This window comes from Agromyces sp. Y182 (assembly GCF_059445385.1).
This window is the reverse complement of record NZ_JCAIUF010000002.1, coordinates 956,321-982,759: the sequence shown is the minus strand read 5'-3', so window position 1 is coordinate 982,759 and position 26,439 is coordinate 956,321. Positions and strand designations below refer to the sequence as shown.

Sequence of the window (26,439 nt, the reverse complement as noted above, 5' to 3'; positions counted from 1 at the left end):
TCCCGATTGCGCAACGAGGATGGCCCGGAACCGCAGGGTTCCGGGCCATCCTCATGCCTGCTGTCAGTCGCCTACGGCGACGGTCACGGCCGTGTCGACCTCGACCTCGACTTCGGACGTCCGCGGGCGGATCAACACGATCGCGAGCACGGCGCCCACGAGCATCGCGACGCCCGCGGCGACGAAGGCGGCCGAGTAGCCGCTCACGAACGCCTCGAGCTGGCTCGCCGAGCTGGTGACCGCGACGCCTCCGGCTGCTGCGGCGTACGCCGTCGTGAAGATCGACAGACCGAGCGAACCGCCGATCTGCATCGCGGCGTTCGCCGTGGCGCTCGCAGCGCCGGCGTCGTGCGGGGCCACGCCGGCGAGGGCGAGGTTCTGCATCGGCACGAAGAGCATCGCCATGCCGATGCCGAGCAGCACGAGCGCGGGCAGCACCTGCACGAAGTAGTTGCCGTCGACGGTGATGAAGCTCAGGTAGAACAGGCCGACTGCGGCGAACAGCGGGCCGCCGATCATGAGCGGCCGGGCACCGTACCGCGACAGGAACTTGGTGGCGAGCGGAGCGACGAGCGAGATCACGATCGCCAGCGGCAGGCTCGCGAGGCCGGCCCACAGCGGCGAGAACCCGAGCACGATCTGCAGGTGGAACGTGAGATAGACGGTCGCGCCGATCATGGCGCTACCCGCGATCGCCTGCAGCAGGAACGCACCTCCCCGCACCTTGTCGCGCACGATGCGGAGCGGAAGCAGTGGCTGGGCGACGCGAGATTCGATCCAGACGAAGAGGGCGAGCAGCACCACGCCGGCGGCGATGAATCCGATCGTTCCGACCGAGACCCAGCTCTCTTCGGCGAGCGTGAAGCCGTAGACGAGGGAGCCGAGGCCGAGGGCGACGGTGATGACGCCGAGCCAGTCGTAACGGTTCTTGCCCTCGGCCTTGCTCTCGGTCACGAGGAGTGCACCCGCCACGAAGACGACGATCACGATGGGCACGTTGACGAGCAGGCACCACCGCCAGTCGACGAACTCGGTCAGGATGCCGCCGAGCAAGAGACCGACGCCCGCGCCCGCGCCGGCCACCGCGCCGAAGACGGCGAATGCCGTGTTGCGCTCACGGCCCCCGGGGAACGTGACCGTCAGGAGTGCCAGCGCCGCGGGCGCCATGAGGGCGGCGAAGACGCCCTGGAGGCCGCGGGCGAGGATCAGTTCGCCTCCGGTCTGGGCGATTCCGCCGATGACGGATGCCACGCCGAAGCCGACCATGCCGACGAGGAACGTGCGCTTGCGCCCCCAGTAGTCGGCGATGCGTCCGCCGAACAGGAGGAGTGCCCCGAATGCCAGAGCGTAGGCGGTGACGACCCACTGGCGCTCGACGTCGCTGAGCCCGAGTGCGATCTGGGCTTGGGGGAGCGCGATGTTGACGATGGTGCCGTCGAGCACGACGATGAGTTGCGTCAGCGCGAGGATCACGAGGACCCACCAGCGCCGGGAGGAGGATTTGGACATGGGCGTAGCCCGCCTTTCGAATGAGAACGCGTGAATGCCGGGGTTTCCAGCCCGGATCGTTGCGCCCTCCGGCGGCTCGACCACGCCAACATCGGAGTTGGCCAGACGATCATTCTAGCGAGCGAGGCTGAGGAATCAGGAAAAGGCGTGGGATGTCCGCGGCTCCGGGCGTGCCGCCTCGAGCAAATAGGCTGAGCACATGCAGAGCACGACCGAGGGATTCGGCGTCGCGGTCGCCCAGTTCGCGCCGAACGACGACGTCGCCCGCAATCGCACCGAGATCGCGCGCCTCACCGAGCTCGCGGTCGCGCGTGGCGCCCGACTCATCGTCTTTCCCGAGTACTCGAGCTACTTCACGCCCGAGCCCGGTGACGACTGGCGGGTGGCGGCAGAGCCCCTCGGCGGCGACTTCACGGCACATCTCAGCGCCATTGCCGACCGTCTCGGCGTGCACCTCGTGGCCGGCATGATCGAGCGGCTCGAGAGCGAGAGCGAGAGCGAGAGCGAGAACCGCGACCGCCGCGTCTCCAACACGGTCATCGCTCTCGCTCCCGGCGCCGGCATCGTCGCCCGCTACCGCAAGCTCCACCTCTACGACGCCTTCGGGCAGCAGGAGTCGGCCTCGGTGGCCCCGGGCGCGATCGAACCGCCCGAGATCTTCGAGGCCGGCGGCATCCGCTTCGGCCTGCAGACCTGCTACGACGCGAGGTTCCCCGAGGTCACCCGGCGCATCGTCGACGCCGGTGCCGATGTCGTCTGCATGCCCGCCGAATGGGTGCGCGGTCCGTTGAAAGAGGCGCACTGGCGCGTGCTCACCACGGCGCGCGCGCTCGAGAACACGATCTACGTCGCAGCGGCCGACCATGCGCCGCCGTTGGGCGCCGGAAACAGCATGATCGTCGACCCGATGGGCGTCGAGCTCGCCACGATCGGCGAGACGACGGATGTCGCGGTCGCCTGGATCTCGAAGGAGCGCATCGATGCCGTGCGCCGGGTGAACCCCGCCCTCGCACTGCGTCGCTTCGACGTCACCCCGCGTTGAGCGCGGCGAGCCGGGTGCTCGCCTCTTCGAGCACGTCACGCCGCTTGCAGAACGCGAATCGCACGAGGCTCGCGTACGCGGGCCGGCGATCGGCGTGCACGAATGCCGTGACCGGCACGCCCACGACTCCGGCACGCTCCGGCAACTCGCGGCTGAACGCCGCGGCATCCGATGCACCGAGCGGCGCAGCATCCGCGACGATGAAGTACCCCGCCTGGGGGAGCGACACCATGAACCCGGCGGCGGCGAGACCGGCGGCGAGCAGGTCGCGCTTGGCCGAGAGGGTCGCCGCGGCATCCGTGAAGAATGCGTCTGGCAGGCCGAGGCCGGTCGCGATCGCCGGCTGGAACGGGGCGCCGTTGACGTACGTGAGGTACTGCTTGACGGCGAGCACGGCCGTCACGAGGGGCGCCGGCGCGGTCAGCCAGCCGATCTTCCAGCCGGTCGTCGAGAACGTCTTGCCGCCCGAGGAGATCGAGATCGTGCGTTCACGAGCCCCCGGCAGTGTCGCGATCGGCGTGTGTGCGACGCCGAACGTGAGGTGTTCGTAGACCTCGTCGGTGACGATGAGCGCATCGTGCCGTTCGGCGAGCTCGACGATGAGCGCGAGTGTCGCTGCGTCGAGCACCGCACCGGTCGGGTTGTGCGGCGAGTTCACGAGGATGATGCGCGTGCGATCGGTGACCGATGCGCGAAGTTCGTCGGGGTCCGCGTGCCAACCGGGGAACCTGAGCGGCACCGTGCGGTGCACGCCACCGGCGCGGGCGATCATGGCGGCGTACGCGTCGTAGTACGGCTCGAAGGTCACGACCTCGTCGCCGGCGTCGACGAACGCGAGCAGCGTGGCCGCGAGCGCTTCGGTCGCTCCGGCCGTCACGAGCACTTCGGATGCCGCGTCGAGCTCGAGACCGTGGAACCGATGCTGATGGGCTGCGACCGCCTCGCGCAACACCGGCATGCCCATTCCCGGCGGGTACTGGTTGACGCCGTCGGCGATCGCCTGGCGAGCGGCCTCGAGCACCTCGGCGGGTCCGTCTTCGTCGGGGAACCCCTGTCCGAGGTTGATCGCGCCGGTTCGGGTCGCCAACGCACTCATCTCGGCGAAGATCGTCGCGGCGATCGTGCCCTCGGGCGAGAGGAGGCCGGCGCCGGCCGCGGTGCGTTGCCAGGGCGCGAGGCCTCGTGCGGGGGAGAAGTCGCTCACGTTCTCACCGTACGCGAGGGTACGGCCGGTACGCTGGCGCAGGCAGCGACGCTCCCGGACCGGATTCGGACGAATCCCGGCTCGGGGATAGCAGAGTCATAGACTGCGCCGATCGGGTACACAGCTTGCGGCGGGATGCTGGCATCGCTTGGAAGGAGCACACCATGACCGACACCACTGACGGCGCCGCGGGGGAGCCCCGCGAGGCCGACGTCACCCCGACGCCCGCAGACACTGCCACGACCGCAGACGCTGCGAGCGCCACCCCTGCAGTGCCCACCACTTCCGCTGCATCGCCAGCGCCCGAAGCTCCGGCCGCCGCAGAAGCGGCAGCTGTCGCCCCGGCGGCCCCGGCGAGCCCGTCAACGCCTGAGGCTCCGATCGCAGCCCAGGCCACGGCGACTCCCGCTCCGGCCGCGACGGGCACCGTGTACGAGCCCGGGCAGCAGCCCCAGCCATACACCGCCCCGCAGTACACGAAGCAGCCGGCTCAGCCCGCTGCCGCGGCATCCGCTGCCCCGCAGCCTGCTCAGGCATCAGCCCAGCCCGGCCAGGTTCCCCCTGCCTTCGGCGGACCGACCGCCGCCCAGCAGCACGAGACCCAGCCGACCGTGCCCCTCGCGGGCCTGCCGACCCAAGGCGGCGACGCCGGCGCAACCGCCGCTCCGAAGCCGCGTCGGGTCGGCCTCGGCGTCGCCGCGGCGATCGTGGCTGCCGCCCTCATCGGCGGCGCGTCGGGCGCGGGCATCAACGCGCTCATCACGAACAACAACGGCACGCCGGTGAGCGAGAGCGCGGGCACCGCGCAGAACATCGTCGTGAACGACGCCGACTCGGTCAACCAGATCACGGCCGCCACAGCCAAGGCGAGCCCGAGCGTCGTCACGATCTCGGTGTCGGGCGGCGAGTCCGGCGGCACCGGTTCGGGCATCATCCTCTCCGACGACGGCTACGTGCTGACGAACACCCACGTCGTGACCCTCGACGGGGCGACCGGCGAGCCGACGATCCAGGTCAAGACGAACGACGGCCACCTCTACGAGGCCGAACTCGTCGGCACCGACCCGCTCTCCGACCTCGCGGTCATCAAGCTCGTCGATGCATCTGACCTCACCCCGCTCGAGTTCGCCGACTCCGACAAGCTCAACGTCGGCGACACGGCGATCGCGATCGGTGCCCCGCTCGGTCTCTCCGGCACCGTGACCAACGGCATCGTGAGCGCACTGAACCGCTCGATCGACGTGGCATCCTCGGCAGCACCGACGACGCCCGACGACTCGCAGGGCGGCAGCGGCGACCAGGGTGAGCAGGGCGACGACGGATCGGGCAGCCCGTTCGACTTCTTCTTCGACCTGCCCGACCCCGACAGCGGCGAGGCCCAGCAGCCGAGCGCATCCACCGGCCAGGTCGCGCTCCCGGTCATCCAGACGGATGCCGCGATCAACCCGGGCAACTCGGGCGGCGCGCTCGTCGACTCCGAGGGCAAGCTCATCGGCGTGAACGTCGCGATCCTCTCGACGGGCGGCGCGGCATCGGGCGAGACGGCCGGCAACATCGGCGTCGGCTTCGCGGTGCCGTCGAACCTCGCGAAGCGTATCGCCGCTGGCATCATCGAAGACGGTACGGCCAGCCACGGCCTGCTCGGCGCGACGGTCACCTCGGCCGAGGCCGAGGGATCGAGTGACACCGTCGGTGCGCTCATCTCCGATGTGCCGGCAGACGGTGCGGCCGCGAAGGCGGGCCTGCAGGCCGGCGACGTCGTCACCGAGTTCAACGGGGTGCCGATCACCGACCAGACCGACCTCACCGCGCAGGTGCGCGCCCTCCCCGGTGGCGCCGAGGCCGACCTCACCTACACGCGTGACGGTTCGTCCAAGACGGTCACCGTCACCCTCGGTACGTTCGAGGGCTGATCGCACGACACCACCCGCGGCGGGTCCGGATCCGAAGGGATCCGGCCCGCCGTCGGCGTCTGCCATCCCGCGTTCTCGCAGACACCGGCTGCTAGGCTCGATCGACCCGAGCGCGAGTGAGGAACATGCCCGAGCAACACCCTGAAGCGATGCCTGCGTCGCTCCTCGGCGTCTCCTACGTCATGCCGGTGCTGAACGACGCAACGCATGTTCGAGCCGCCGTCGAGTCGATCCTCGCGCAAGACTATTCCGGCCCCGTCGAGGTGCTCATCGCTCTCGGCCCCTCGATTGACGGCACCAACGAGCTCGTCGCCGACCTCGCCGCGCGCGATGCGCGCGTGCGCGTGCTCGATAACGAGGTCGGCTCGACGCCCGCCGGGCTGAACATCGGCATCAGGGCCGCGCAATACCCCGTGATCGTGCGAGTCGACTCGCACTCGATGCTGCCGACCGACTATGCCCGCATCGCGGTCGAAGAGCTCGAGCGCACCGGCGCCGACAACGTCGGCGGCATCATGGATGCGCAGGGCGAGACACCGTTCGAGCGCGCCGTCGCTCTCGCCTACACCACCAAAGTCGGTCTCGGCGGCTCGGCGTTCCACGTCGGCGGCACGGCGGGCCCCGCCGAAACGGTCTACCTCGGCGTCTTCCGCCGCTCCGCGCTGCTGAGGGTGGGGCTCTTCGACGAAACCATCAAGCGCGGGCAAGACTGGGAGCTGAACCGGCGCCTCCGCGAAACCGGTGGCAGCGTGTGGTTCACCCCGCGCCTCGCCGTGACGTACCGGCCACGCTCCTCGCTCGACCGGCTCGCGAGGCAGATGTTCTCGACCGGGCTCTGGCGCGGCGAACTCGCACGTCGCTTCCCGTCGGCGAACGGCATCCGCTACTTCGTACCGCCCGTCATGGTGCTCGGGGTCGCGATCGGCCTCATCGCCGGTATCGGCGGCCTGGTGCAGGCGGCACTCGACGTCGCGCCGTGGCTGCTCCTCGGTTTCGCTGTGCCGATCGTGTACCTGCTGTTCGTGGTAGCGGCGATGCTCGTGTACGCCCGGGGGCGCGGCGCGAGCACGGCGGCCTGGTTTCTCGTAGTGTTGCCCTGCATACACGTCTCGTGGGGAGTGGGCTTCGTGCTCGGATACCTGTCGTTGACGAGCAACATCGCAAGGCACACGGGAAGGTGACGCCGATGTCACAAGCCGGTCCGGTCACCACGAGACCCTCGAGCATCGCCGAGTTGCGCGAGGTGACCCAGCCGCCCGAGGTGAGAGGTCGACGCAACGCCGAGCACTGGACGGCGTCGCTCTACCTCCGCAAGCTCTCGCCGTACCTCACGTGGATGCTGCTGAAGACCTCGATCTCGGCGAACGGCGTGACGGGGCTCATGATCCTCGTCGGCTGGTCGACGGCCGCGGCCCTGCTCATCCCCGGCATCTGGGGTGCGCTGCTCGCCGTCGTGTTCGGGCAGTTGCAGATGCTCGTCGACTGCTGCGACGGCGAGGTCGCGCGTTGGCGGCGCACGTCGTCGCCCGCGGGTGTCTTCCTCGACAAGGTGGGGCATTACACGACCGAGGCACTCATCCCGCTCGCGCTCGGAATCCGTGCCGCGGCGTACCCGCTCGAGTTCCCGGCCGACTTCCTGTGGACCACGATCGCCGCACTCCTCGCCCTCGTGATCGTGCTCAACAAAGCACTGAACGACATGGTGCACGTCGCTCGTGCCAACGCCGGTCTCGCGAAGCTCGCCGACACGCATGGCGAGACGGCGCCCCGCGGCGGACTCGTCGCCAAGCTCCGCAAGGCGGCGCGGTTCCTGCCGTTCCATCGCGTGTACCACTCGGTCGAGCTGACCCTCATCGTGTTCGCGGCGGCGGTGGTCGGGCTCTTCGCCGGCCAGCCCCTCGTCGACCGCGTCGTGCTCTTGGCTCTGCTGCCGCTCGCTCTGCTTTCGGTCGTGGGGCACTTCACCGCGATCATGGCGTCTCGCCGTGTCCGTTCCTGAACTCCCTGAGCCCGTCGAAGGGAACTCACCGGCTTCGACAGGCTCAGCGAGCGAGCTGCCCCGCGTCGGCGTCGTGGTGCTCACGATGGGCACCCGACCCGACGACCTCGCCCGCGGCATCCGGAGCATTCTCGCCCAGCAGGAGGTGGTGACCGACGTCGTCTGCGTCGGCAACGGCTGGGACCCGGCGACCGCGTCGCCGGCGCTGCCTGCGGGCGTGAAGACGCTGCACCTGCCCGAGAACCTCGGCATTCCGGCCGGGCGCAACCGCGGGGTGCCGCTCGTGAGCGGCGAGGCGATCTTCTTCCTCGACGACGACGCGTTCCTGCCGAGCGAGAGCTTTCTGGCCGACGGATGCCGCGTGCTCGTCGACCGGCCAGAGATCGGGCTGCTTCAGCCACGCGTCGTCGATCCGACGGGCCAGGTCTCACCGCGCCGCTGGATCCCGCGCATCCGCAAGGGCGACCCCGCTCACTCGAGCAACGTCTTCTCGTGCTGGGAGGGCGCGGTGCTCATGCCCCGCTCGGTGTTCGACGCGACCGGCGGCTGGGCCGATCCGTTCTTCTACGCGCACGAGGGCATCGAGCTCGCGTGGCGGGTATGGGACACCGGGCACGTCGCGTGGTACGCCGGAGACCTCGAGGCGGCTCATCCGGTCATCGACCCGGCTCGGCATGCGTACTACTACCGTCTCAACGCACGGAACCGGGTCTGGCTCGCCCGCCGCAACCTGCCCGCCGTGCTCGTGCCTCTCTACGTCGGCTCGTGGACCGCGATCCAGGTGCTGCGCTGGGCGCGCAACCCGTCGGCCCTCCGCGCCTGGTTCGGCGGCTGGCGCGCAGGCTGGCGTGAATACCCGGGGGAGCGTCGGCCGATGCGGTGGCGCACGGTCTGGCGCATGACCCTCGCCGGGCGCCCGCCGGTCGTGTGACCGCAGTCGTCGGTCGAGTAGCGACGCAGCGACCCCGTCGGTTGAGTAGCGAGCGCAGCGAGCGTATCGAGACCCCGCGGGGGTAACGATCGGCTCTCAGTGCGCCCGCCGCGCCCGCCACGAGGCATCCGCTCTGCCAGGCCTCGCTACCCTTGGAAAGTGGGATTGAGGAAAGACGCGCGTCGAGCGGTCAAGCTGGCCAAGGACATCATGTGGTCCAGACGTGCGCAGCGCTCGCTCGGTGTGAAACTCGCCGAGCAGCAGCCGCTGCCGCCCCACCGCTTCCGCATCGGGGTGTACTTCGCCGACGGCAAGGTCAATCTCTACCAGCTGCGGCAGTGGTACGCGCCGCTCGCCGAGCTCGCCGAACGCCACCCCGTGCTGGTGCTGAGCCGTGCATCGGGCGCGGCGCTCGCCCTGCTCGACGAGTCGCCGCTGCCGGTCGCCTATGTGCGCCGGGTGGCCGACCTCGAACGGGTCATCGAGGAGCAAGACCTCCACGTCATCCTCTACGTGAACCAGAACGCCAAGAACTTCCAGATGATGCGCTACGGGCGTCGCTGGCATGTGTTCATCAACCACGGCGAGTCCGACAAGATGTACATGACCACCAACCAGTTCAAGGCGTACGACTACGCCCTGATCGCGGGCGATGCGGCGAAGGCGCGGCTCGAGAAGGTGCTCTGGGACTACGACTTCGACAAGCGGGCGATCCCGATCGGCCGTCCGCAGGCCGACCACTACCTCGACGACACGTCGCTGCCGTACCCGCAAGACGACCGTGAGGTCGTGTTGTACGCGCCCACTTGGGAGGGCGACCGCGATGCCGCCGCTTACGGCTCGATCGCCTCGCACGGCGTCTCGCTCGTGCAGGGCCTGCTCGCCACCGGGCGGCACCGGGTGATCTACCGTCCGCATCCGCGGTCGGGTGTCGTCGACCCCGCGTACGGCGCGGCGAACCGCGCGATCATCGCCGCGATCTCGACCGCGAATGCCGCCGACCCGAGCGCACAGCACGTCTACGACAGCGGGCCGAAGCTCGGTTGGCAGCTCGCGGCGGCCGACATCGCGATCGTCGACATCTCCGCGATGGTCTACGACCGGCTCGCCGCCGGCAAGCCCTTGCTCATCACCCGGCCTGCGAACCCCGAGGCCCAGATCGACACCTCGGGTTACCTCCAGGCGTGCGAATGGCTCGAGGTGACGGATGCCGCGGCGATGGTCGCCCGTGTCGATGAGGTCGCCCACGATGACGCCGCCCTCGAGCGGCTCGGTGTGTGGGTCGAGCGATACTTCGGAGACACCACGCCGGGAGTCACCACTGCGCGATTCCACGCGGCCATCGATCACCTGATGAGCGAATGGGAGCGGTTCGCCGCCCTGCACGCGGCCGACGGCGAGATCGATGAGCGCGACGTGCGTGCCCGCGAGCAAGACGACGAGGAGATCGAGGCGTAGTCGGGGCGCTCGTCGCGGCTATGAACATGGTCGCGCTCAGCCGGTCTCGTTGCGGCGATGCCGGTGCAGCATCTCGTCGCCGGCGTCGACGTAGCCCTCGAAGAGTCCGGTGACGGCGCGGAGACGTTCGGTCGCTCGCGCGTCGTCGGTGAGCGCCTCACCGGAGCGCAGCGTGCGGATGAAGATTCGGGTGCGCTCGTGGCTCGCGGCGAGCAACTGCTCGATTCCGCCGACCGCCTCGACGCGGAGACGCCGGCTCCCGGGCTGGGGGATCGTTCGGGCGAGCCCCCACGACACGAGTTCGCGAACCGCCGTGCTGACGCTGCCGGTACTGAGGCCCAGCTCGGCGCCGATGGTGTCGAGCGTGGTCGGTTCGCTGCTGAGCAGCAGGTAGCCGTAGAGCCGGCCGGTCGCGCGGGAGAGTCGCCAGCCGGCGAGCGCGTCGCCGACGGACTCGATGAACTCCGCCCGTTCGTCGTGCTCAGGCATGAGATGCCGATGCGAGGATGTCGAACAGCGCCGCCGTGGCCGCTTCCGGTGCATCGAGGGTGACCACGTGACCGGCACCCGCGATCATCCGCTCATCGACACCCTCGGCCTTCGCCCAGGCCGGCATCGCGGACGCGATGTTGCCGGTGCGGTCGAGCTCGCCGCGGATGAGTCCGAGTGGAACGGGCACCCGGTAGTCGGCGTCGGGCTCGACGAAGGTGACGGTCGCACGCCAGACATCGAGGAACACCCGCTTCGGCATGCGCGCGAAGACCGCCTCGGCTGCAGCGATGGCCCCTGGAGTCACGGCCGAGGCGCGAGCGAGCATGCCGGGCAGTCGGGAAGCGGGAATGAGCGACAACGTCGGAGCACCGAGCCGCAGGGCGAGGCGTTCACCGCGCGAGAGCGGGCCTGTGTTCCAGGTCGAGTCGACGACGATGAGCGCACCGATTCGACCCGGTGCGCGCCGAACGAGGGCCTGCGCGACGTTGCCGCCGAGCGAGTGACCGATGAGCACCGGGCGCTCGAGATCGAGGTGGTCGAGGAGTGCCGCGAGGTCGTCGAGTGCGGCATCGGCGGTGAATCGGATGCCGGGTGCGAGCCGCGATTCGCCGTGCCCTCGTTGATCGAAGCTCACCACCCGGTGACCGGACTCGTGCAGGGCGAGCGCTTGCGCGGTGAACATGGAATGGTCCATGCCTGCGCCGTGCACGAAGACGATCGACGGTGCGTGACCGTCGAGCAGCGTGTAGCGAAGTGTCGCACCCGGGCGGTGGAGCGTCCGATCTAAATTCAGCATCTTCTGAATATAGCGAACCTCAGCTCGGGTCGTGGTGCTCTTCTGCTGCGTCCGACGTGTCTGAGGCGGGGTCGGCGCGGTCGCCCGTGGCGCAGCCGGTGGTGGCGCGGTCGTCGGCGTCGGCGTCGGCGTCGGTCCCGGCGCCGTCGTCGCCGGATCGCCGGGTGATCGCACCCCGGGCGACCCGCCCTGCGGCGCGCCCGGCCGACTGGATGCCGCGGCCCGCCGAGAGTGCAGCGCCACCGACGAGGGCACCGGCACGCGACATCCGTGCACCGGTCGCTCGGAGCATCGAGTCGCGGTCGCCGGGTTCGAGTTCAAGTGGCAGCAGCACGGGTGGCTGCCCGAAGGCCAGACGCGAGTGCTTCAACACTCGTCGCCCGAGCACGTGGTTGCCGGCGCCGCCGATCGCCGCACCGATGCCGAACGGAATCGCCTTGCCGATGATGCCGGCGCCCCCGCGCACCGCGAACTGCTTGATGAACACGCTGCGAAGACGCTCGACGACGGTGCCCATGACGGCTTTCGGCAGGCTGTTCGTGATGAGTTCGCCCCAATAGGCGTTGCGGGCGACGCCGGTGCCCGAGGCTTGCCCGGCGAGCTGGCGCACGAGATCGATGCCCTCGTTGCCGAGCATCAGGGTCATCACGAGCGCGCGGGCGCGATCGGGGTTGTCGACGACGATGCCGTGCACTTCGGCGACCGACTGGGCGAAGAGCGCAGTGGCCTCGAGGAACCCGGCCGTCTCGACACCCGACAGTGCGAGGGTCACGCCGGTGCCGACGCCCGGGATCACGGCGGTCGCGCCGACGGCCGCGCCGCCGGTCGTGACCGCTGCGAGATACCGGCGTTCGAGGATGCGCACGATCTGCTCGGGCGTGGCATCGGGTGAACGGCGACGGATGCCGCGGAGATGGGCGACGACGATCGGTCGCTGGATCGCGAGCACCCGGTCGATACCGCGTTCCATGCGGTGCGCGCGGGGCTCCGGTGCGCCGCTCTGCGCACCGGGAACCGAATGCTCCTCTTGGGGGGCATCCGTCTTCATCGAGGTGATCTTGTGTACTCGGTCGGACATGTGGCGATGATACGTGAGCAGGCTGGGTGAACTCGAGGCAACCGACTCGTCCTCCACAGGCGACGTGATCGTCGATCTCTCCACAGGATTAAGCGGGTTGACCGGCTGTTTTCAGTCGCGAAGAATGTCGCTCTCGATTCCACGCGGTCGCTCGACTCGGCGGCTCTCCGCGGCCTCTCGATGCGCTACGACCCGCCGTGCTCCTCGTTGTAGCGGTCGAGCACGTCGTCGATCGGGCCGTCGAGCACGAGAGCGCCTTTGTCGAGGTAGAGCCCACGCGTGCAGAACCGGCGCAGGTCGCGTTCGTTGTGCGAGACGAAGAACAATGTGCGGCCGCCGGCGAGCAGCTCGTCGATGCGTCGATAGCACTTCTCGCGGAACACCTTGTCGCCCACCGCCAGCACCTCGTCGACCAGCATGATCGGCTCTTCGAGCTGCGAGATCACAGCGAATGCGATGCGCACCTTCATGCCGCTCGAGAGGTGCTTGTACGGGGTGTCGAGAAAGTCACCGATGTCGGCGAACCCGATGATCTCGTCGAACTTCGCGTCGATCTGCGCGTTCGTCATGCCGTGCAGGCCGGCTGTGAGGTAGACGTTGTCGCGCACCGTGAGGTCGTCGACGAAGCCGCCCGTGATCTCGATCAACGGGGCGACGCCGCCCGTGACCTCGACCGTTCCCTCGTCGGCGATCATGACGCCGGCCACGAGCTTCAACAGTGTCGACTTGCCCTGCCCGTTGCGACCGACCACGCCGATCGCCTCGCCGGGGCGCACCTCGATCGAGACGTCGCGAAGCGCCCAGAACTCACCGGGTCGGGTGCGGCGACGGCGGCCGGCCAAGAGGTCTTTGAACGAGCGGCGCCCGCGGCGGTTGCGGCGGAAACGGATTCCGAGCCCCTCGGTGCGAATCGCGTAGGTGTCCGCGGCGACGGCGGTCGTGGCATCCACGTCAGATCTCCTTCAGCACCTGGCGCTCGGACGACCGGAACACCCAGAGCCCGATGACGAGGAATCCCACCGACATCACCGCGGCGACCGCCACGTTGAACCAGTCGAGCTCGTCGGGGTAGAAGCCCGCACGGTAGAGCCCGAAGATTCCCGAGAGCGGGTTGAACGCCGCCCAGAAGTGCAGCTCGGGGGGCAGGTCGGTGACCCCGTAGATTATGGGAGAGGCGTAGAACAGAAACCGCAGCACGAGTTTCACGGCGCGCTCGAGGTCGCGGAAGAACACCACGAGCGGCGCCACGATGAGCGCGACGCCGGCGGTGAGGATCGCCTGCAGCAGGATCGCGACCGGGAACAAGGCGAGCTCCCAGTGCAGCGATTGCCCGAGATCGATGACGAAGAACACGATGACGAACAGCGCGAGCACCGGAAGCGCCAGCAGGAACTCGATGCCCTTCGACAACACGATGCGGTTCACCCAGATGGTGCGCGGGATCTTCGTCGATCGGATGAGCTTGGCCTCTTTGAGGAACGCCCGCGTCGAGTCCGACACCGAGCCGTTGAACCACATCCACGGCAGTAGCGCCGAGAGCAGGAAGACGATGTACGGCTCGGTGCCCACCGGCCGGTGGAAGACCTGGGTGAAGACGAACCAGTAGATGCCCGCCATCACGAGCGGATCGAGCACCGACCAGACGTAGCCGAGGGCCGAGGTCGAGTAGCGCACCTTCAAGTCGCGCGTCGTGAGCAGCCACAGCGAATGCCGGTACCGGGCCCACGCCGTCCGCTGCAGCGGATGCGCGTCGCCGTACGCAGCGGATACGGTGCTCATCACGCCTCTCATCGTAGATGCCACCCTCCATCGGACATGTATCGGCGAGGTAGATTTGAATGCAGACGGGTGGCAAGTGCCGAGCCCAGTCGGAAGGAGTCTCGTGCACCGCACCAGCACCCGCGTCATCCTCAGTTGCGCCGCGATCGGCGTCGCGGGTGGGCTCTTCGCCGCCGGAGCGGGCTACCTCGCCGGGCTCGTCGCCGCCATTGCACCGATGCTCTACGGCATCACCATCGGCTCGCACTTCCTGCCGAGCGCCGTCGCCCTCGCGCTGCTGAAGCGTCCGGGCGTGGGTCTGCTCACCGGGTTCATCGCAGGCCTGGTCGGCGCGGCGTTCGCGCCGCAATGGATCCTCCGGTTCCTCGGCACGGGGCTGCTCGTCGGCGCGCTGCTCGAGTTGCCGTTCTTCATCACCCGGTACAAGAACTGGTCGCCATGGCTGTACTACGTCGCGGCCGGGGCGTCCGGCCTGCTGCTCGCCGCGGGCACCTTCATCGTGCTCGGCCCCGAGCACTACGCCCCGTGGTTCTGGGTGCTCTACCTCTTGCTCTTCACCCTCAGCCCGATCATCTTCACCTGGCTCGGTCGTGTGATCGCGGCATCGCTGGCTCGCGCTGGGGTCGCGCGTACCCTCACCACCTGAAGGCGGTGAGACAGCGAAGACGCAGAGACGGAGAAGGCAAAAGACAGAGAAGGCACAGACAGAGAAGAGCGGATGCCTCGAGGCATCCGCTCTTCTGTTCTGCTGCTGTGTTCTTCGCAGTGCCGTGTTACCGGTGCTGCTGTACTACCGGTGCTGTGGTGCAGGTCACACGAAGTGGTTGGCCCGCTCGAGGTCTTCGGCGAAGTCGATCTCGACCGCGTAGAGGTCGGAGATGTCCATCGGCTCGACGAGGAGGCCGTTCTTCTCGATCGCGAGCTCGAGGCCGCGCTCGAAGTAGTCTTGGTCGCCCACGCGCTGCAGGTGCGCGAGGAAGGTCGCCTTGTCGCGGCTCGAGATGTAGTTGATGCCGACGGCTTCGCCGAGACCGCCCTTGACGGTCTTCGAGAGCTCTTTGATGTAGCCTTCGGCGCTCGTCGTGTACTTCACCTCTTCGTCGGAGACCTTCGAGGTGTTGACCGTGACCATCGACTGGTCGCGCGCGATGAACGGCAGCGCGCGGTCGAGGATGCGCGGGTCGAACACGACGTCACCGTTCATCCAGAGCACGCCGCCCGACTGCGAGGCAGCGAGGGCGCGCATGAGGCTCTTCGAGGTGTTCGTCTGGTCGTACTCCTCGTTGTAGACGAAGGACGCCTGCGGGAATGCCTCGATGATGTGCTCGAGCTTGTAGCCGACGACGATCGTGACGTTGGCGTTGGCGCCGAACGCGTGCTGGATGTTGTCGAACTGCTGGCCCATGATGGTGCGGCCGTCGCCGAGTTCGGTGAGGGGCTTGGGGAGGGATCGCCCGAGCCGGCTCCCCATGCCGGCCGCGAGAATCACGATCTGGGTGGTCACTGCATCTCCTTCGGTGGTCGGATGCCTCGGGCGTTCGCTCTCGTCGCCGAGAGTTCGCCCGATTTTCATCCGGAAGTTCACATATGGACACGCCGTTATGCCGGTCTTCAGGATATCGAGGGGTGCCTGTGGCCCACCAACTGGGGGCAAGGTCGTAGCGCGATCGTGATGTTGTGTTCAGGTGACACCCAGCATTGCCAATGCGGATCCGCTCGTCGCAAGGCTCGATTTGGCAGCGCTCATTGATAGGTTATCTGGGTGACTTCCGTTTCGCGCTCAGAACACGACGACGAAACTGCCGAAGGCACCGGCACGGGGGCCTCCGACAAGCAGGCATCTCAGTCGGCTCCATCGGCAGGCGCGTCGACGCGCCCTGCACGCAGCACTCGCGCGTCGGCTGCGAAAGCGACTGCGGCGCCAACTGAATCTGCCGCGGCCGAAGATGTCGACAGCAGTGCTGCGACCACTGCGGAGCCGGCACCCCGGCGGCGGTCGACTGCGGCCTCGACCGCCGCGAAGAGCAGCGCTGCAGCGAAGACTGCCGCGGCGAAGAGCGCCGGGGCGAAGACGACCGCCGCGAAGACGACTGCGGCGAAGAGCGTCGGAGCGAAGACGACTGCGGCGAAGAGCACTGCGGCGAAGACGAGCGCGGCGAAGACGAAGGATGCTTCGGGGAACGTTGCCGACAGCGATGATGTGACGAGTCCGGCGCCGTCGAAGCGAACCGCCGCATCGCGCTCGGCGTCGACGAAGGCCGCCGCTGCGCGCGGAGACGCTGCCAAGACGGTTCGAACCCCCCGCGCCTCGGCGGCGAAGAGCCAGGCCGGTACAGCGAGCAGCCGGAGCACCGCGGCCTCTGCGGCGTCGCAGCGTCAGGCTCAGCGGGTCGCAGCCGCACTGACGACCGAGACCACCGCGGCCGAGCGCAGCACCCGCAAGGCCGCCGCTGAAGACCCGCCCGCCGCCGTCGTCGAAGCGCCCGTCATCGAGGAGCCTTCGGCTACGGCCGAGTCGGGCGACCCGCGATCGGAGATCGACGAGGAGACCGTGGAGCGGGTGCCCAAGCGCGCACCGGTTCGAACCGCCGCGGCGGTTCAAGCCACCGCGCCGGACCCGGTCGCACCGCCGGCGGCGGAAACTCCGGCCGCGCCGGTCGTCGCCGTCCCTGAGGCGTCCGTCAGCCCCGCGGCATCCGTCGTGCCTGAGGCACCCGCGGTCGTGGAGGCATCCGCGGTTGTTGCGGGGGCGACGATCGCGGCATCCGGAACTGCTGAACAGGCCGTCGCCGTCATCGCGGCGCCCAAGAAGTCCGCTGCACGCAAGAAGCGCATGCTGCGGCCGGCGCGGCCCGCTCCGGCTCCGAACGCACCGAAGGTGCTCGCGATCGAGGGGCTCGTGAAGCGGTTCGGCGAGAACACCGCCGTCGACGGCATCACGCTCGACGTGCGCGCCGGGTCGTTCTTCGGCATCGTCGGCCCGAACGGCGCCGGCAAGACCACGACCCTCTCGATGGTCACCGGCCTGCTCCGCCCCGACGGCGGCACGGTGCGCATCCACGACATCGACGCATGGGCGAACCCGCAAGCGGCCAAACGCGCCACCGGCGTGCTGCCCGACCGGCTCCGGCTCTTCGACCGGCTGACCGGCTCGCAACTCCTGTACTACTCGGGCATCCTCCGCGGCCTCGACGGCCGCACGGTGCGCGAACGCAGCGCCGACCTCATCACGGCGTTCGGCCTCGACGACGCCGTCGACCGTCTCGTCGCCGATTACTCGGCCGGCATGACGAAGAAGATCGCCCTCGCGTGCGCGATGATCCACTCGCCGCGACTGCTCGTGCTCGACGAGCCGTTCGAATCGGTCGACCCGGTGTCGGCGGCGAACCTCACCGAGATCCTCGAGCGTTACGTCGCCGGCGGCGGCACGGTCGTGCTCTCCAGCCACGGCATGGACCTCATCGAACGCGTCTGCGACTCGGCCGCGATCATCGTCGCCGGGCGCGTGCTCGCGGCGGGAACGCTCGACGAAGTGCGAGCCGGTCAGACCCTCGAAGACCGATTCGTCGAACTCGCCGGCGGACGCAAGGCTGCGGAAGGCATGGAATGGTTGCACAGTTTCTCCGACTGAAACTGCGCTTGCTCGGGAACATCTTCCGGCGGAGTCCATGGCAGGTCGTCGGCATCGTCATCGGGTTGATCTACGGACTGGGACTCGCGTCGCTGCTCTTCGTGACGCTCGTGGGCCTGCGATTCGTCGGTGACGTCGAGCTGATTCGCGACGGCTTCGTCGTGGCCGGAGCGGTCACCGTGCTCGGCTTCATCATCGTGCCGCTGATCTTCGGCGTCGACGACACCATGGACCCGCGGCGGTTCGCCCTCTTCGGACTGCCCGATCGAACCCTCGCCGTCGGCCTCGCCGTCGCCGCGGTCATCGGCATCCCCGCGCTCGTGCTCGCGCTCGTGCTCCTCGGCACGGTGGTCACGTGGTCGCGCGGAGTCGGGGAGACGCTCGCGGCGATCATCGCCGCGGCCCTGGCATTCGCGACGTGCCTCCTGCTCGCCCGTGTGTCGACGGGGCTCGCATCCCTGCTCCTGTCCACCCGACGCGCCCGCGAACTGAGCGGCGTACTGGGCCTCCTGCTGGTCGTCATGGTCTCGCCGCTCATCGTGGTGCTGGTCACCGTCGACTGGGCGAACACGGGGCTCCGAGTGCTGGAGGCGCTGGCGAGCGTACTCGCCTGGACCCCGCTCGGCGCGGTCTTCGCGATTCCCGGCGACGCGGCATCCGGTGACTGGGGCACTGCGTTCTTGAAGCTCCTCATCGCGGTCGCGACCCTCGTCGTGATCTGGTTCGCCTGGCAGTCGCTCGTGGCGAAGATGCTCGCGACACCCGGCCGCGAAGCATCCGCCAAGAGCTATCGCGGCCTCGGCTGGTTCGACCGGATGCCGCAGGGCGCGATCGGTGCCGTCGCCGCACGCAGCTTCACCTACTGGTTCCGCGACGCGCGCTACTGGGCCTCGCTCGTGATCGTGCCGATCGCGCCACTGCTCGTGGTCGTGCCGCTCAGCCTCGCGGGCATCCCGTACCTGTACCTCGGCCTCATCCCGGTGCCGCTCATGTGCCTGCTGCTCGGCTGGAGCATGCACAACGACACCGCGTACGACTCGACCGCGATCTGGTTGCACGTGGTGTCGGGCGTGCGCGGCGTCGCCGATCGTGCCGGTCGTCTCGTTCCCGTGCTCATCACCGGGGTGCTCGTGATCGGGCTCGGCAGCGCCGTGACGGTGTTCGTGCTGAACGACTGGCGCCTGCTGCCGTCACTCCTCGGCGTGAGCACCGCCCTCCTGCTCGCCGGCCTCGGTGTCGGATCGATCACCTCGGCCCGCTTCCCGTACCCGGCCGTGAAGCCCGGCGACAGCCCGTTCCAGCAGCCGCAGTCCACGGGCGGCATCACCACGCTCGTGCAGTCGATCACAATGCTGGGCTCACTGCTCATCGCGTTGCCCGCTGTGGTGTTCGCCGGGCTCGGCCTGCTCGTGGATCCGTCGTGGCACGCGGCATCCTTCGCCTCGGGCGTCGGTCTCGGCATCCTCGTGCTCGTGCTGGGCGTGCTCGTCGGCGGCCGGGTGTTCGATCGACGCGGTCCTGAGATCCTCGCTGCTGCGATCCGCGCGTAGAATCGAACGCATGACGTCATCCGTGCGCGTGAGCATCGCCGACCCCGATTCGCCGGGTGGCGGCACCTCCGTTCTCGACCATGAGCTCGAGAAGCTCCTTCAAGACGAGGCCATCGAACCCGGTGACCACGAGCGCTTCTCCCACTACGTGAAGAAAGAGAAGATCCTCGAATCGGCGATGACGGGCAAGCCCGTGAAAGCGCTCTGCGGCAAGAAGTGGACTCCGGGGCGCGACCCCGAGAAGTTCCCCGTGTGCCCGAGCTGCAAAGAGATCTACGAGCGGATGAAGTCGGCGTAAAGGGCTCAGCGGTGGGGCTCGGGGTCTCGATACGCTCGCTGGCGCTCGCTACTCGACCGACGTGAGGTTTCCGGGGCTCGATACGCTCGCTGGCGCTCGCTACTCGACCGACGTGAGGTTCCGGGGCTCGATGCGCTCGCTACTCGACCGATGCGGGCCTCAGCGGTAGGTCGTCGGAATCACCGGCTCGCCGCGGCCGAGCCGGAACGCCTCGATCGGCAGTTCCTGCATGACCTCGGCGCGATGTGCTCGCGCGGCTTCCGTGCCGGCTTGTCCGAGGAAGGCCGGGTCGGCCCGGCCGCCCGACATGAGCTGCACCATGAGCGGGCGCAACCGGCTGCCCGCTTCGAACTCGGCCTCACCGTCGGGGCCGTCACCGACGAAGACCAGCTCTTCACGCGCCGTGAGCGTGGAGTCGAGGCGTCGTGCGGCGTTCTTCCGGCCGCCGACGCTCGCCTTCTGCGTCGACGCCTTCGCGACCGCGACCCACTCGCCCGCATCGTCGCGACGCGCGACGATCTTGAACACCATGCCGGCGGCGGGAAAGCCCGAACCGGTGACGACCGCGGTACCGACCCCGTACGCGTCGACGGGGGCGCCCGAGAGCCCGGCGATCGTGAACTCGTCGAGGTCGCTCGTGACGGTGATGCGGGTGTCGACGGCGCCGAGCGTGTCGAGTTGCTCGCGCACGGAGGCCACGACGGTCGGCAGGTCGCCCGAGTCGATGCGCACGGCGCCGAGTTCGGTACCGGCGACCTTCACTGCGAGCTCGACGCCGTGCGCGATGTCGTAGGTGTCGACGAGCAGCGTCGTCTTCGAGCCGAATGCATCGACCTGCGCGCGGAACGCCTGCTCTTCGGTGTCGTGCAACAGCGTGAACGCGTGTGCGGCGGTGCCCATGGTCGGAATGCCCCAGGTGCGGCCCGCTTCGAGGTTCGACGTCGCATCGAAGCCGGCGATGTAGGCGGCACGGGCCGCGGCGACTGCCGCGCCCTCGCTCGTGCGCCGTGAACCCATCTCGGCGATCGGCCGGCCGAGCGCGACCGAGACCATGCGAGCTGCGGCGCTCGCGACCGAGGAGTCGTAGTTGAGCGTCGAGAGCACGACCGTCTCGAGCATGACCGCCTCGGCGAAGCTCGCCTTGATGGTCAGGAGAGGCGAGCCCGGGAAATACGCCTCGCCCTCGCGGTACCCCCAGATGTCGCCGGTGAACCGGTAGTCGGCGAGCCAATCGAGCGTCGCAGGCCGAACCACGTCGTGCTCGCGCAGCCATTCGAGCTCGGACTCTTCGAAGCGGAAGCGCTGGATGAGTTCCAGCAGGCGCCCCGTGCCGGCGACGACGCCGTATCGGCGTCCGTCGGGCAGGCGCCTGGCGAAGGCCTCGAAGAGGCTCTCGCGATGGGCGGTGCCGTCGAGTAACGCGGCATCCACCATCGTCAGCTCGTATCGATCGGTGAAGAGCGAAGCAGACCCGGGCACAGAGCAAGCCTATCGAGGAGGGTGCGCCCAGCGGGGAGCGCTACGCTTGCATGTCGTGACGGATGCACCGATCGGGATCTTCGACTCCGGGGTCGGCGGGCTCACCGTCGCCCGGGCCGTGAAAGACCAGTTGCCCAATGAGTCGATCCTCTACATCGGCGATCTCGAGCACTCGCCCTATGGTCCGAAGAAGATCGCCGACGTGCGCGGGTACGCGCTCGCCGTGCTCGACGACCTCGTGGCGCAGGGTGTGAAGATGCTCGTGATCGCCTGCAACACGGCATCGGCAGCGATGCTCCGCGACGCACGCGAGCGCTACGAGGTGCCCGTCGTCGAGGTGATCCAGCCGGCGGTGCGTCGTGCCGTCGCCGCGACGAAGACCGGGCGGGTCGGAGTGATCGGCACGGCCGGCACCATCTCCTCTCGCGCCTACGACGACGCGTTCGCGGCGGCGCCGCACCTCGAATTGTTCTCGCAGGCATGCCCACGTTTCGTCGAGTTCGTCGAGGCCGGGGTGACGACCGGCGATGAACTGCTCGCCGTCGCCGAGGAATATCTGGCCCCGCTGAAGCGTGCCCGTGTCGACACCCTCGTGCTCGGCTGCACGCACTATCCCTTCCTCAAAGGCGCGATCTCCTACGTCATGGGCGAAGCGGTCTCGCTCGTTTCCAGCGACGTCGAGACGGCGAACGACGTCTACCGCGTGCTCGTCAGTACCGGACTCGAGCGCCGCGCAGCGACCCCGCCGAGTTACCGTTACGAGGCGACGGGGCACTCGACGAGTGCCTTCCTCGACCTCGCCCACAGGCTCATCGGCCCCGAGATCCCGAGCGTCGAGCTCGTCGAGACCGGTGCCGTCACCATCCCAGACCACCGATCTGCCAGCAACCGCAGCCGGCTTCGACAGGAGAACGCATGACCGAGGCATCCGAGCCCACCGCAGTGATTCGCGCCGACGGGCGCACCGTCGACCAGTTGCGCGAGGTGACCATCGAGCGCGGCTGGAGCGAGCACGCCGAGGGCAGCGCGCTGATCTCGTTCGGCCGCACCAAGGTGCTGTGCACCGCGTCGTTCACGAACGGCGTGCCGCGCTGGATGAACGGGAAGGGCAAGGGCTGGGTGACGGCCGAGTACGCGATGCTGCCCCGGGCGACGAACAGCCGCAACGACCGCGAGTCCGTGAAGGGCCGCATCGGTGGTCGCACGCACGAGATCAGCCGCCTCATCGGCCGCAGCCTGCGCGCCGTCGTTGACATGAAAGGTCTCGGCGAGAACACGATCCAGATCGACTGCGACGTGCTGCAGGCCGACGGCGGCACCCGTACGGCCGCGATCACCGGCGCCTACGTCGCGCTCGCCGATGCGATCGAGTGGGCGCGTGACAAGAAGTTCATCGGCCAGCGCGCGAAGCCGCTCATCGACACGGTCTCGGCGGTCTCGGTCGGCATCATCGACGGCACGCCCATGCTCGACCTCGCCTACGTCGAAGACGTGCGCGCCGAGACCGACATGAACGTCGTGGCGACCGGCCGCGGCCTCTTCGTCGAGGTGCAGGGCACCGCCGAGGGCGCGCCATTCGACCGCCGAGAGCTCGACTCGCTGCTCGACCTCGCGCTCGCCGGCACGACCGAGCTCACGCTCATCCAGCAGCTCGTGCTCGCCGAGGCGTCCGCCGCAGCGGGGGAGTGACGCCGTGCCGCTCGAGATCGTGCTCGCCACCCACAACCAGCACAAGGTCGACGAGTTCCAGAAGATCTTGGGCGAGCGGATGCCGGGACTCACGGTGCTCGCGTACGACGGCCCCGAACCCGTCGAAGACGGCACCTCCTTCGCCGAGAACGCATTCATCAAGGCGCGAGCCGCCGCCCGCCACACGGGGCGCATCGCGCTCGCCGACGACTCCGGCATCGCCGTCGACGTCATGGGCGGCTCACCCGGCATCTTCTCGGCACGCTGGGCCGGGCCCGGCAAGGGAGCGCAGGCGAATCTCGACCTGCTGCTCGCCCAGCTCGGCGACATCCGCGACCCGCATCGGGGGGCCCGGTTCCACTGCACGATCGCGCTCGTCGCGCCAGAGGCTGCCGGCGCGGCCGGCAGCGCGTTCGAGTTCGCGGCGGTCGGCGAGTGGCCTGGTCGCATCGCAACGGATGCCGCGGGCGTGCACGGGTTCGGCTACGACCCGATCTTCGTGCCCGAGGGCTTCGACGTCTCGGCCGCCGAGCTCGCACCCGAGGCGAAGAATGCGCACAGCCATCGGGCGCGTGCGTTCGGCGCGTTGCTGCCCCGACTCGAACGCATCGCCGCCGAGCGCGGCGCCTGAGCGCGGCGCTACGCCTCCGCGTCGTTCGAACTCATGAGGGCGGTGAGGTCGCCAACCCTCCCGAGGTGACCGAGCTTCTCTGGATTCAGCTGGTTGGCGACCGTGTGCACGGAGCCGCCCTCGACGTGCACCATGAGCACGCTGAGGATCGCGCCGTCGGGCCCCGTGATGCACAACGCCGGCGCTCCGTTGACGTTCGTGCGTTCGAGCCGTATGCCCAGGCTCTCGCCGCGGCGGGCGAGTCCGGCCAGGAACCGTGCGACGGCGACGGCGCCGTGCAGCGGTTGGCGGATCGCCGGGGCCCGGCCGCCGCCGTCGCCGTAGAACACGACGTCGTCGGCGAGCGCACCGACGAGTCGGTCGACGTCACCCGCCTCGAGTGCGGCGAAGAACGCGTCGGTCAGTGCGGCGTCGCGTTCGCTCGCGCCGTCGAATCGAGGCCGCCCGTCGGCGATGCGTGCTTTCGCCCGGTGGAAGATCTGGCGGCACGCAGCCTCATCGCGCTCGACGATGCGGGCGACGGCCGGATAGTCGTAGGCGAACACCTCGCGCAGCAGGAACACGGCGCGCTCGACCGGTCCGAGCCGCTCGAGCACCGCGAGGAACGCGAACGAGAGTGTCTCGTCGCGTTCGACCCGGTGCGCGGGGTCGGCATCGTCATCCGGCAGCGGCTCGGGTATCCAGGGGCCGACGTAGACCTCACGGGTGCGCCGGGCCGAGCGCAGCGCGTCGATCGCGAGACGTGTGGCAACCGTCGCAGCGAAGGCGTCGGGATTGTCGATCGTCTTCCCCGCCGCCTGGCGTTCCTGCAATCGCACGTACGCGTCTTGCACGACGTCTTCGGCTTCCACCACGCTGCCGAGCATTCGGTAGGCGATGGAGAACATGAGCGGGCGCAGTGCGTTCTGCGCGTCGCGGGTGACCGCCATGGTTCGAGGATGGCACAGATCCCGGCTGTCACAGATGCGGGTACTCGATCGTCGGAGGGGGTGAGAGAGAAGGAGATCGACATGCGAGTGTTCATCGCCGGCGCCACGGGCGCCATCGGATCGAGACTGGTACCGCTGCTCGTCGCTGAGGGGCACGAGGTCATCGGTACATCGAGGAGGCCCGACCGGCTCTCGGCGATCGAGGCAGCCGGCGCACGCGCCGTCGTGATGGACGGCCTCGACGAGGCATCCGTGCGTACCGCCGTGGTCGATGCGCGGCCCGACGTGATCGTCCACCAGCTGACCGCCCTCAGCGGGCAGGTCGGCGACATGAAGCACTTCGATCAGGGCTTCGCGGCGACGAACGCCCTGCGCACGCGGGGCACCGACCACCTGCTCGCAGCCGCAGCAGAGGCGGGTGTCGAGCGCTTCATCGCGCAGAGCTACGCGGGCTGGCCGAACGAGCGCACAGGCGGGCCGGTGAAGACCGAGGAGGACCCGCTCGACTCGAACCCGACGAAGGCGTCGCGCGAGACGCTCGCCGGGATCCGGTACGTCGAGCAGCGCACGACGGATGCCGGGGGTCTCGCGCTCCGCTACGGCACCCTGTACGGCCCGGGGAACGCCATCGGTCGTGGCGGCTCGATCGTCGAGATGGTCAAGGCACGCAAGCTGCCCGTCGTGGGCGGCGGCACGGGGATCTGGTCGTTCTGCCACATCGACGACGCGGCATCCGCGGCGGCTGCGGCCGTCACACGGGGCGCACCGGGCGTCTACAACATCGTCGACGACGAACCTGCGCCTGTATCGGTGTGGCTGCCGGAGTTCGCACGCGCGGTCGGTGCGAAGCCGCCGATGCACGTGCCCTCGTGGGTGGCCAGGGCGCTCATCGGCGAACACGGCGTGTCGATGATGACGAAGGTGCGCGGCTCGTCGAACGCGAAGGCGAAGCGAGAGCTCGGGTGGACTCCGGCATGGCCGAGCTGGCGGGAGGGATTCCGCAGCGGACTCGGCTGACGGCATCGCCTGCGGGCCTGAGAACGCGACTCATTCCTATCTGGGCCCGGTCCCCGGTTCCCGGCTTACGCTGGAATGACATGGCACACGATCACGACCACGCGGGCACCGCGAATCGCACCCGGCTCTGGGTGGCGATCGCGATCATCGGCGCGTTCCTCGTCGTGCAGGTGATCGGTGCGCTCATCAGCGGCTCGCTCGCACTCCTCGCCGATGCGGGCCACATGACGAGTGACCTCATCGGTCTCGTCGTCGCGCTCGTGGCCGCCGTGGTCGCGGCCCGTCCGGCGACCGATCGGCAGACCTACGGATACCGTCGGGCCGAGGTGTTCGGCGCGCTCGTGAATGGCGTGATCCTCGTCGTCGTGGCGGTCTCGGTGGCGATCGGAGCGATCGGTCGTCTGGTGACCGGCGCTGAGGGCGAGGTGCACGAGGTGCAGGGTGTGCCGATGCTCGTCGTCGCGGTCATCGGCCTCGCCGCGAACGTCGCCGCGATGCTCGTGCTCCGCGGCGGTTCGAAGGCCTCGATCAACCTTCGCGGCGCATATCTCGAGGTGCTCGGCGACATGATCGGCTCGGTCATGGTCATCGCGGCCGCGCTCGTGATCGTGTTCACGGGATTCGACGCGGCCGACCCGATCGCGTCGCTGGCCATCGCGGCGCTCATTGTGCCGCGGGCCCTCTCACTGCTGCGCGACGTGGCGCGCGTGCTCTTCGAATCCGCCCCCGCCGACACCGACGTCGCCGAGATCCGGGCGCACATCCTGCGCACGAAGGGCGTCGTCGCGGTGCACGACGTGCACGTCTGGGCGATCACCTCGGGCTCGCACGTGTTCAGTGCGCACGTCGAGGTGGAGCCCGAGGTGTTCGCCTCGGGCCGCGCGGGCGAAATGCTCGATGAGCTCGGCGGATGTCTCAGCGATCACTTCGACGTCGCGCACTCGACGTTCCAGCTCGAGCCGGCGGGTCGTGCCGAGCGGGAGCAGCCGCAGCATCCGTGAGCAGTGCGTGGCT

At 69.0% G+C, this 26,439-nt stretch carries 27 protein-coding genes; 15 read left to right on the top strand and 12 right to left on the bottom strand.

The window, feature by feature from the left end; genetic code table 11:
* Window positions 1-63 precede the first annotated feature (63 nt).
* Entirely contained in the window at window positions 64-1,509 is a 1,446-nt protein-coding gene (locus AC1C2R_RS19125) for an MFS transporter (protein ID WP_495380942.1), read from the bottom strand.
* A gap of 199 nt (window positions 1,510-1,708) precedes the next feature.
* Here AC1C2R_RS19125 and AC1C2R_RS19120 point away from each other — a divergent pair, with 199 nt between their 5' ends.
* On the top strand, window positions 1,709-2,551 hold the full coding sequence (locus AC1C2R_RS19120; protein WP_495380941.1) for a carbon-nitrogen hydrolase family protein: 843 nt from the start codon (window positions 1,709-1,711) through the stop codon (window positions 2,549-2,551).
* Here AC1C2R_RS19120 and AC1C2R_RS19115 read toward each other — a convergent pair.
* Window positions 2,538-3,755, bottom strand: a complete 1,218-nt coding sequence (locus tag AC1C2R_RS19115; RefSeq protein ID WP_495380940.1) for a pyridoxal phosphate-dependent aminotransferase — start codon at window positions 3,753-3,755, stop codon at window positions 2,538-2,540. The two genes, AC1C2R_RS19120 and AC1C2R_RS19115, sit on opposite strands and share 14 nt — an antisense overlap.
* A gap of 164 nt (window positions 3,756-3,919) precedes the next feature.
* On the opposite strand from AC1C2R_RS19115, the gene AC1C2R_RS19110 reads away from it, so the two are divergent.
* The 5 genes from AC1C2R_RS19110 to AC1C2R_RS19090 all read left to right on the top strand — a co-directional run bounded on the left by AC1C2R_RS19110 (window position 3,920) and on the right by AC1C2R_RS19090 (window position 10,056).
* Complete coding sequence (locus tag AC1C2R_RS19110; protein ID WP_495380939.1) at window positions 3,920-5,668, top strand: S1C family serine protease; 1,749 nt, start codon at window positions 3,920-3,922, stop codon at window positions 5,666-5,668.
* A gap of 149 nt (window positions 5,669-5,817) precedes the next feature.
* Window positions 5,818-6,849: a glycosyltransferase family 2 protein gene (locus tag AC1C2R_RS19105; protein ID WP_495380938.1), complete on the top strand. Its 1,032-nt coding sequence runs from the start codon at window positions 5,818-5,820 to the stop codon at window positions 6,847-6,849.
* Window positions 6,850-6,854: 5 nt separating this feature from the next.
* On the top strand, window positions 6,855-7,667 hold the full coding sequence (locus tag AC1C2R_RS19100) for a CDP-alcohol phosphatidyltransferase family protein (protein ID WP_495380937.1): 813 nt from the start codon (window positions 6,855-6,857) through the stop codon (window positions 7,665-7,667).
* 85 nt (window positions 7,668-7,752) lie between these two features.
* Window positions 7,753-8,598, top strand: coding sequence for a glycosyltransferase family 2 protein (locus tag AC1C2R_RS19095; RefSeq protein ID WP_495354407.1), 846 nt, complete (start codon window positions 7,753-7,755; stop codon window positions 8,596-8,598).
* Window positions 8,599-8,757: 159 nt separating this feature from the next.
* Window positions 8,758-10,056 (top strand): CDP-glycerol glycerophosphotransferase family protein, encoded by a 1,299-nt coding sequence (locus AC1C2R_RS19090; protein WP_495353523.1) that lies wholly within the window; start codon window positions 8,758-8,760, stop codon window positions 10,054-10,056.
* A 36-nt stretch (window positions 10,057-10,092) separates the two neighbouring features.
* On the opposite strand, the gene AC1C2R_RS19085 is transcribed toward AC1C2R_RS19090, so the two are convergent.
* From AC1C2R_RS19085 to AC1C2R_RS19065, 5 genes are all read right to left on the bottom strand, one after another.
* Window positions 10,093-10,545 (bottom strand): GbsR/MarR family transcriptional regulator, encoded by a 453-nt coding sequence (locus AC1C2R_RS19085; RefSeq protein ID WP_495380936.1) that lies wholly within the window; start codon window positions 10,543-10,545, stop codon window positions 10,093-10,095.
* Window positions 10,538-11,344, bottom strand: coding sequence for an alpha/beta fold hydrolase (locus AC1C2R_RS19080; RefSeq protein WP_495380935.1), 807 nt, complete (start codon window positions 11,342-11,344; stop codon window positions 10,538-10,540). The genes AC1C2R_RS19085 and AC1C2R_RS19080 overlap by 8 nt, the downstream gene beginning before the upstream one ends.
* Window positions 11,345-11,363: 19 nt before the next feature.
* A complete protein-coding gene (locus tag AC1C2R_RS19075; protein WP_495380934.1) occupies window positions 11,364-12,422 on the bottom strand; it encodes a hypothetical protein in 1,059 nt (352 codons plus the stop codon).
* A gap of 185 nt (window positions 12,423-12,607) precedes the next feature.
* Window positions 12,608-13,372, bottom strand: a complete 765-nt coding sequence (locus tag AC1C2R_RS19070; protein WP_495353527.1) for an ABC transporter ATP-binding protein — start codon at window positions 13,370-13,372, stop codon at window positions 12,608-12,610.
* Between the two features lies 1 nt (window position 13,373).
* Window positions 13,374-14,201 (bottom strand): ABC transporter permease, encoded by an 828-nt coding sequence (locus AC1C2R_RS19065; protein ID WP_495354408.1) that lies wholly within the window; start codon window positions 14,199-14,201, stop codon window positions 13,374-13,376.
* 103 nt (window positions 14,202-14,304) lie between these two features.
* Here AC1C2R_RS19065 and AC1C2R_RS19060 point away from each other — a divergent pair, with 103 nt between their 5' ends.
* Window positions 14,305-14,847, top strand: a complete 543-nt coding sequence (locus AC1C2R_RS19060) for an ECF transporter S component (protein ID WP_495380933.1) — start codon at window positions 14,305-14,307, stop codon at window positions 14,845-14,847.
* Window positions 14,848-15,012: 165 nt separating this feature from the next.
* Here AC1C2R_RS19060 and AC1C2R_RS19055 read toward each other — a convergent pair whose 3' ends face one another.
* The 3 genes from AC1C2R_RS19055 to AC1C2R_RS19045 form a co-directional block, all read right to left on the bottom strand.
* Complete coding sequence (locus tag AC1C2R_RS19055) at window positions 15,013-15,705, bottom strand: phosphocholine cytidylyltransferase family protein (protein ID WP_495353529.1); 693 nt, start codon at window positions 15,703-15,705, stop codon at window positions 15,013-15,015.
* A gap of 338 nt (window positions 15,706-16,043) precedes the next feature.
* The gene (locus AC1C2R_RS19050) at window positions 16,044-16,553 is read right to left on the bottom strand and encodes a hypothetical protein (protein WP_495380932.1); all 510 of its coding nucleotides are present in this window, start codon (window positions 16,551-16,553) and stop codon (window positions 16,044-16,046) included.
* A 30-nt stretch (window positions 16,554-16,583) separates the two neighbouring features.
* Window positions 16,584-16,769, bottom strand: a complete 186-nt coding sequence (locus tag AC1C2R_RS19045) for a hypothetical protein (RefSeq protein ID WP_495380931.1) — start codon at window positions 16,767-16,769, stop codon at window positions 16,584-16,586.
* A 265-nt stretch (window positions 16,770-17,034) separates the two neighbouring features.
* On the opposite strand from AC1C2R_RS19045, the gene AC1C2R_RS19040 reads away from it, so the two are divergent.
* From AC1C2R_RS19040 to AC1C2R_RS19030, 3 genes are read left to right on the top strand one after another with little or no spacing between them, the layout of a single operon-like run.
* Window positions 17,035-17,832, top strand: coding sequence for an ABC transporter ATP-binding protein (locus tag AC1C2R_RS19040; RefSeq protein ID WP_495354409.1), 798 nt, complete (start codon window positions 17,035-17,037; stop codon window positions 17,830-17,832).
* The gene (locus AC1C2R_RS19035; protein ID WP_495380930.1) at window positions 17,808-19,382 is read left to right on the top strand and encodes a hypothetical protein; all 1,575 of its coding nucleotides are present in this window, start codon (window positions 17,808-17,810) and stop codon (window positions 19,380-19,382) included. The genes AC1C2R_RS19040 and AC1C2R_RS19035 overlap by 25 nt, the downstream gene beginning before the upstream one ends.
* 10 nt (window positions 19,383-19,392) lie before the next feature.
* Entirely contained in the window at window positions 19,393-19,680 is a 288-nt protein-coding gene (locus AC1C2R_RS19030) for a DUF3039 domain-containing protein (protein WP_495380929.1), read from the top strand.
* 159 nt (window positions 19,681-19,839) lie between these two features.
* Here AC1C2R_RS19030 and AC1C2R_RS19025 read toward each other — a convergent pair whose 3' ends face one another.
* Window positions 19,840-21,159, bottom strand: a complete 1,320-nt coding sequence (locus tag AC1C2R_RS19025) for a nicotinate phosphoribosyltransferase (protein WP_495380928.1) — start codon at window positions 21,157-21,159, stop codon at window positions 19,840-19,842.
* Between the two features lie 55 nt (window positions 21,160-21,214).
* Between AC1C2R_RS19025 and murI the strand changes: the two genes are divergently transcribed.
* From murI to rdgB, 3 genes are read left to right on the top strand one after another with little or no spacing between them, the layout of a single operon-like run.
* Window positions 21,215-22,078 carry a glutamate racemase gene (gene murI, locus AC1C2R_RS19020; RefSeq protein ID WP_495380927.1) on the top strand — a complete coding sequence of 288 codons (864 nt, stop codon included), beginning with the start codon at window positions 21,215-21,217 and terminating at the stop codon, window positions 22,076-22,078.
* Window positions 22,075-22,848 (top strand): ribonuclease PH, encoded by a 774-nt coding sequence (gene rph, locus AC1C2R_RS19015; RefSeq protein ID WP_495353535.1) that lies wholly within the window; start codon window positions 22,075-22,077, stop codon window positions 22,846-22,848. Before murI ends, rph begins: the two co-directional genes overlap by 4 nt.
* A 4-nt stretch (window positions 22,849-22,852) precedes the next feature.
* Window positions 22,853-23,479: an RdgB/HAM1 family non-canonical purine NTP pyrophosphatase gene (gene rdgB, locus AC1C2R_RS19010; RefSeq protein WP_495380926.1), complete on the top strand. Its 627-nt coding sequence runs from the start codon at window positions 22,853-22,855 to the stop codon at window positions 23,477-23,479.
* A gap of 8 nt (window positions 23,480-23,487) precedes the next feature.
* On the opposite strand, the gene AC1C2R_RS19005 is transcribed toward rdgB, so the two are convergent.
* A complete protein-coding gene (locus AC1C2R_RS19005; protein ID WP_495380925.1) occupies window positions 23,488-24,408 on the bottom strand; it encodes an RNA polymerase sigma-70 factor in 921 nt (306 codons plus the stop codon).
* Between the two features lie 81 nt (window positions 24,409-24,489).
* On the opposite strand from AC1C2R_RS19005, the gene AC1C2R_RS19000 reads away from it, so the two are divergent.
* Window positions 24,490-25,425, top strand: coding sequence for an NAD-dependent epimerase/dehydratase family protein (locus AC1C2R_RS19000; protein ID WP_495380924.1), 936 nt, complete (start codon window positions 24,490-24,492; stop codon window positions 25,423-25,425).
* Window positions 25,426-25,505: 80 nt separating this feature from the next.
* Window positions 25,506-26,426, top strand: a complete 921-nt coding sequence (locus tag AC1C2R_RS18995; protein WP_495353539.1) for a cation diffusion facilitator family transporter — start codon at window positions 25,506-25,508, stop codon at window positions 26,424-26,426.
* Window positions 26,427-26,439 lie beyond the last annotated feature (13 nt).

Excerpts from the sequence above, each read along its gene's own strand:
- AC1C2R_RS19125 (WP_495380942.1), bottom strand. The coding sequence starts at position 1,509 with ATGTCCAAATCCTCCTCCCGGCGCTGGTGGGTCCTCGTGATCCTCGCG.
- AC1C2R_RS19120 (WP_495380941.1), top strand. The coding sequence starts at position 1,709 with ATGCAGAGCACGACCGAGGGATTCGGCGTCGCGGTCGCCCAGTTCGCG.
- AC1C2R_RS19110 (WP_495380939.1), top strand. The coding sequence starts at position 3,920 with ATGACCGACACCACTGACGGCGCCGCGGGGGAGCCCCGCGAGGCCGAC.
- AC1C2R_RS19105 (WP_495380938.1), top strand. The coding sequence starts at position 5,818 with ATGCCTGCGTCGCTCCTCGGCGTCTCCTACGTCATGCCGGTGCTGAAC.
- AC1C2R_RS19100 (WP_495380937.1), top strand. The coding sequence starts at position 6,855 with ATGTCACAAGCCGGTCCGGTCACCACGAGACCCTCGAGCATCGCCGAG.
- AC1C2R_RS19095 (WP_495354407.1), top strand. The coding sequence starts at position 7,753 with ATGGGCACCCGACCCGACGACCTCGCCCGCGGCATCCGGAGCATTCTC.
- AC1C2R_RS19085 (WP_495380936.1), bottom strand. The coding sequence starts at position 10,545 with ATGCCTGAGCACGACGAACGGGCGGAGTTCATCGAGTCCGTCGGCGAC.
- AC1C2R_RS19080 (WP_495380935.1), bottom strand. The coding sequence starts at position 11,344 with ATGCTGAATTTAGATCGGACGCTCCACCGCCCGGGTGCGACACTTCGC.
- AC1C2R_RS19075 (WP_495380934.1), bottom strand. The coding sequence starts at position 12,422 with ATGTCCGACCGAGTACACAAGATCACCTCGATGAAGACGGATGCCCCC.
- AC1C2R_RS19065 (WP_495354408.1), bottom strand. The coding sequence starts at position 14,201 with ATGAGCACCGTATCCGCTGCGTACGGCGACGCGCATCCGCTGCAGCGG.
- AC1C2R_RS19040 (WP_495354409.1), top strand. The coding sequence starts at position 17,035 with ATGCTGCGGCCGGCGCGGCCCGCTCCGGCTCCGAACGCACCGAAGGTG.
- AC1C2R_RS19035 (WP_495380930.1), top strand. The coding sequence starts at position 17,808 with ATGGTTGCACAGTTTCTCCGACTGAAACTGCGCTTGCTCGGGAACATC.
- AC1C2R_RS19030 (WP_495380929.1), top strand. The coding sequence starts at position 19,393 with ATGACGTCATCCGTGCGCGTGAGCATCGCCGACCCCGATTCGCCGGGT.
- rph (WP_495353535.1), top strand. The coding sequence starts at position 22,075 with ATGACCGAGGCATCCGAGCCCACCGCAGTGATTCGCGCCGACGGGCGC.
- AC1C2R_RS19005 (WP_495380925.1), bottom strand. The coding sequence starts at position 24,408 with ATGGCGGTCACCCGCGACGCGCAGAACGCACTGCGCCCGCTCATGTTC.
- AC1C2R_RS19000 (WP_495380924.1), top strand. The coding sequence starts at position 24,490 with ATGCGAGTGTTCATCGCCGGCGCCACGGGCGCCATCGGATCGAGACTG.
- AC1C2R_RS18995 (WP_495353539.1), top strand. The coding sequence starts at position 25,506 with ATGGCACACGATCACGACCACGCGGGCACCGCGAATCGCACCCGGCTC.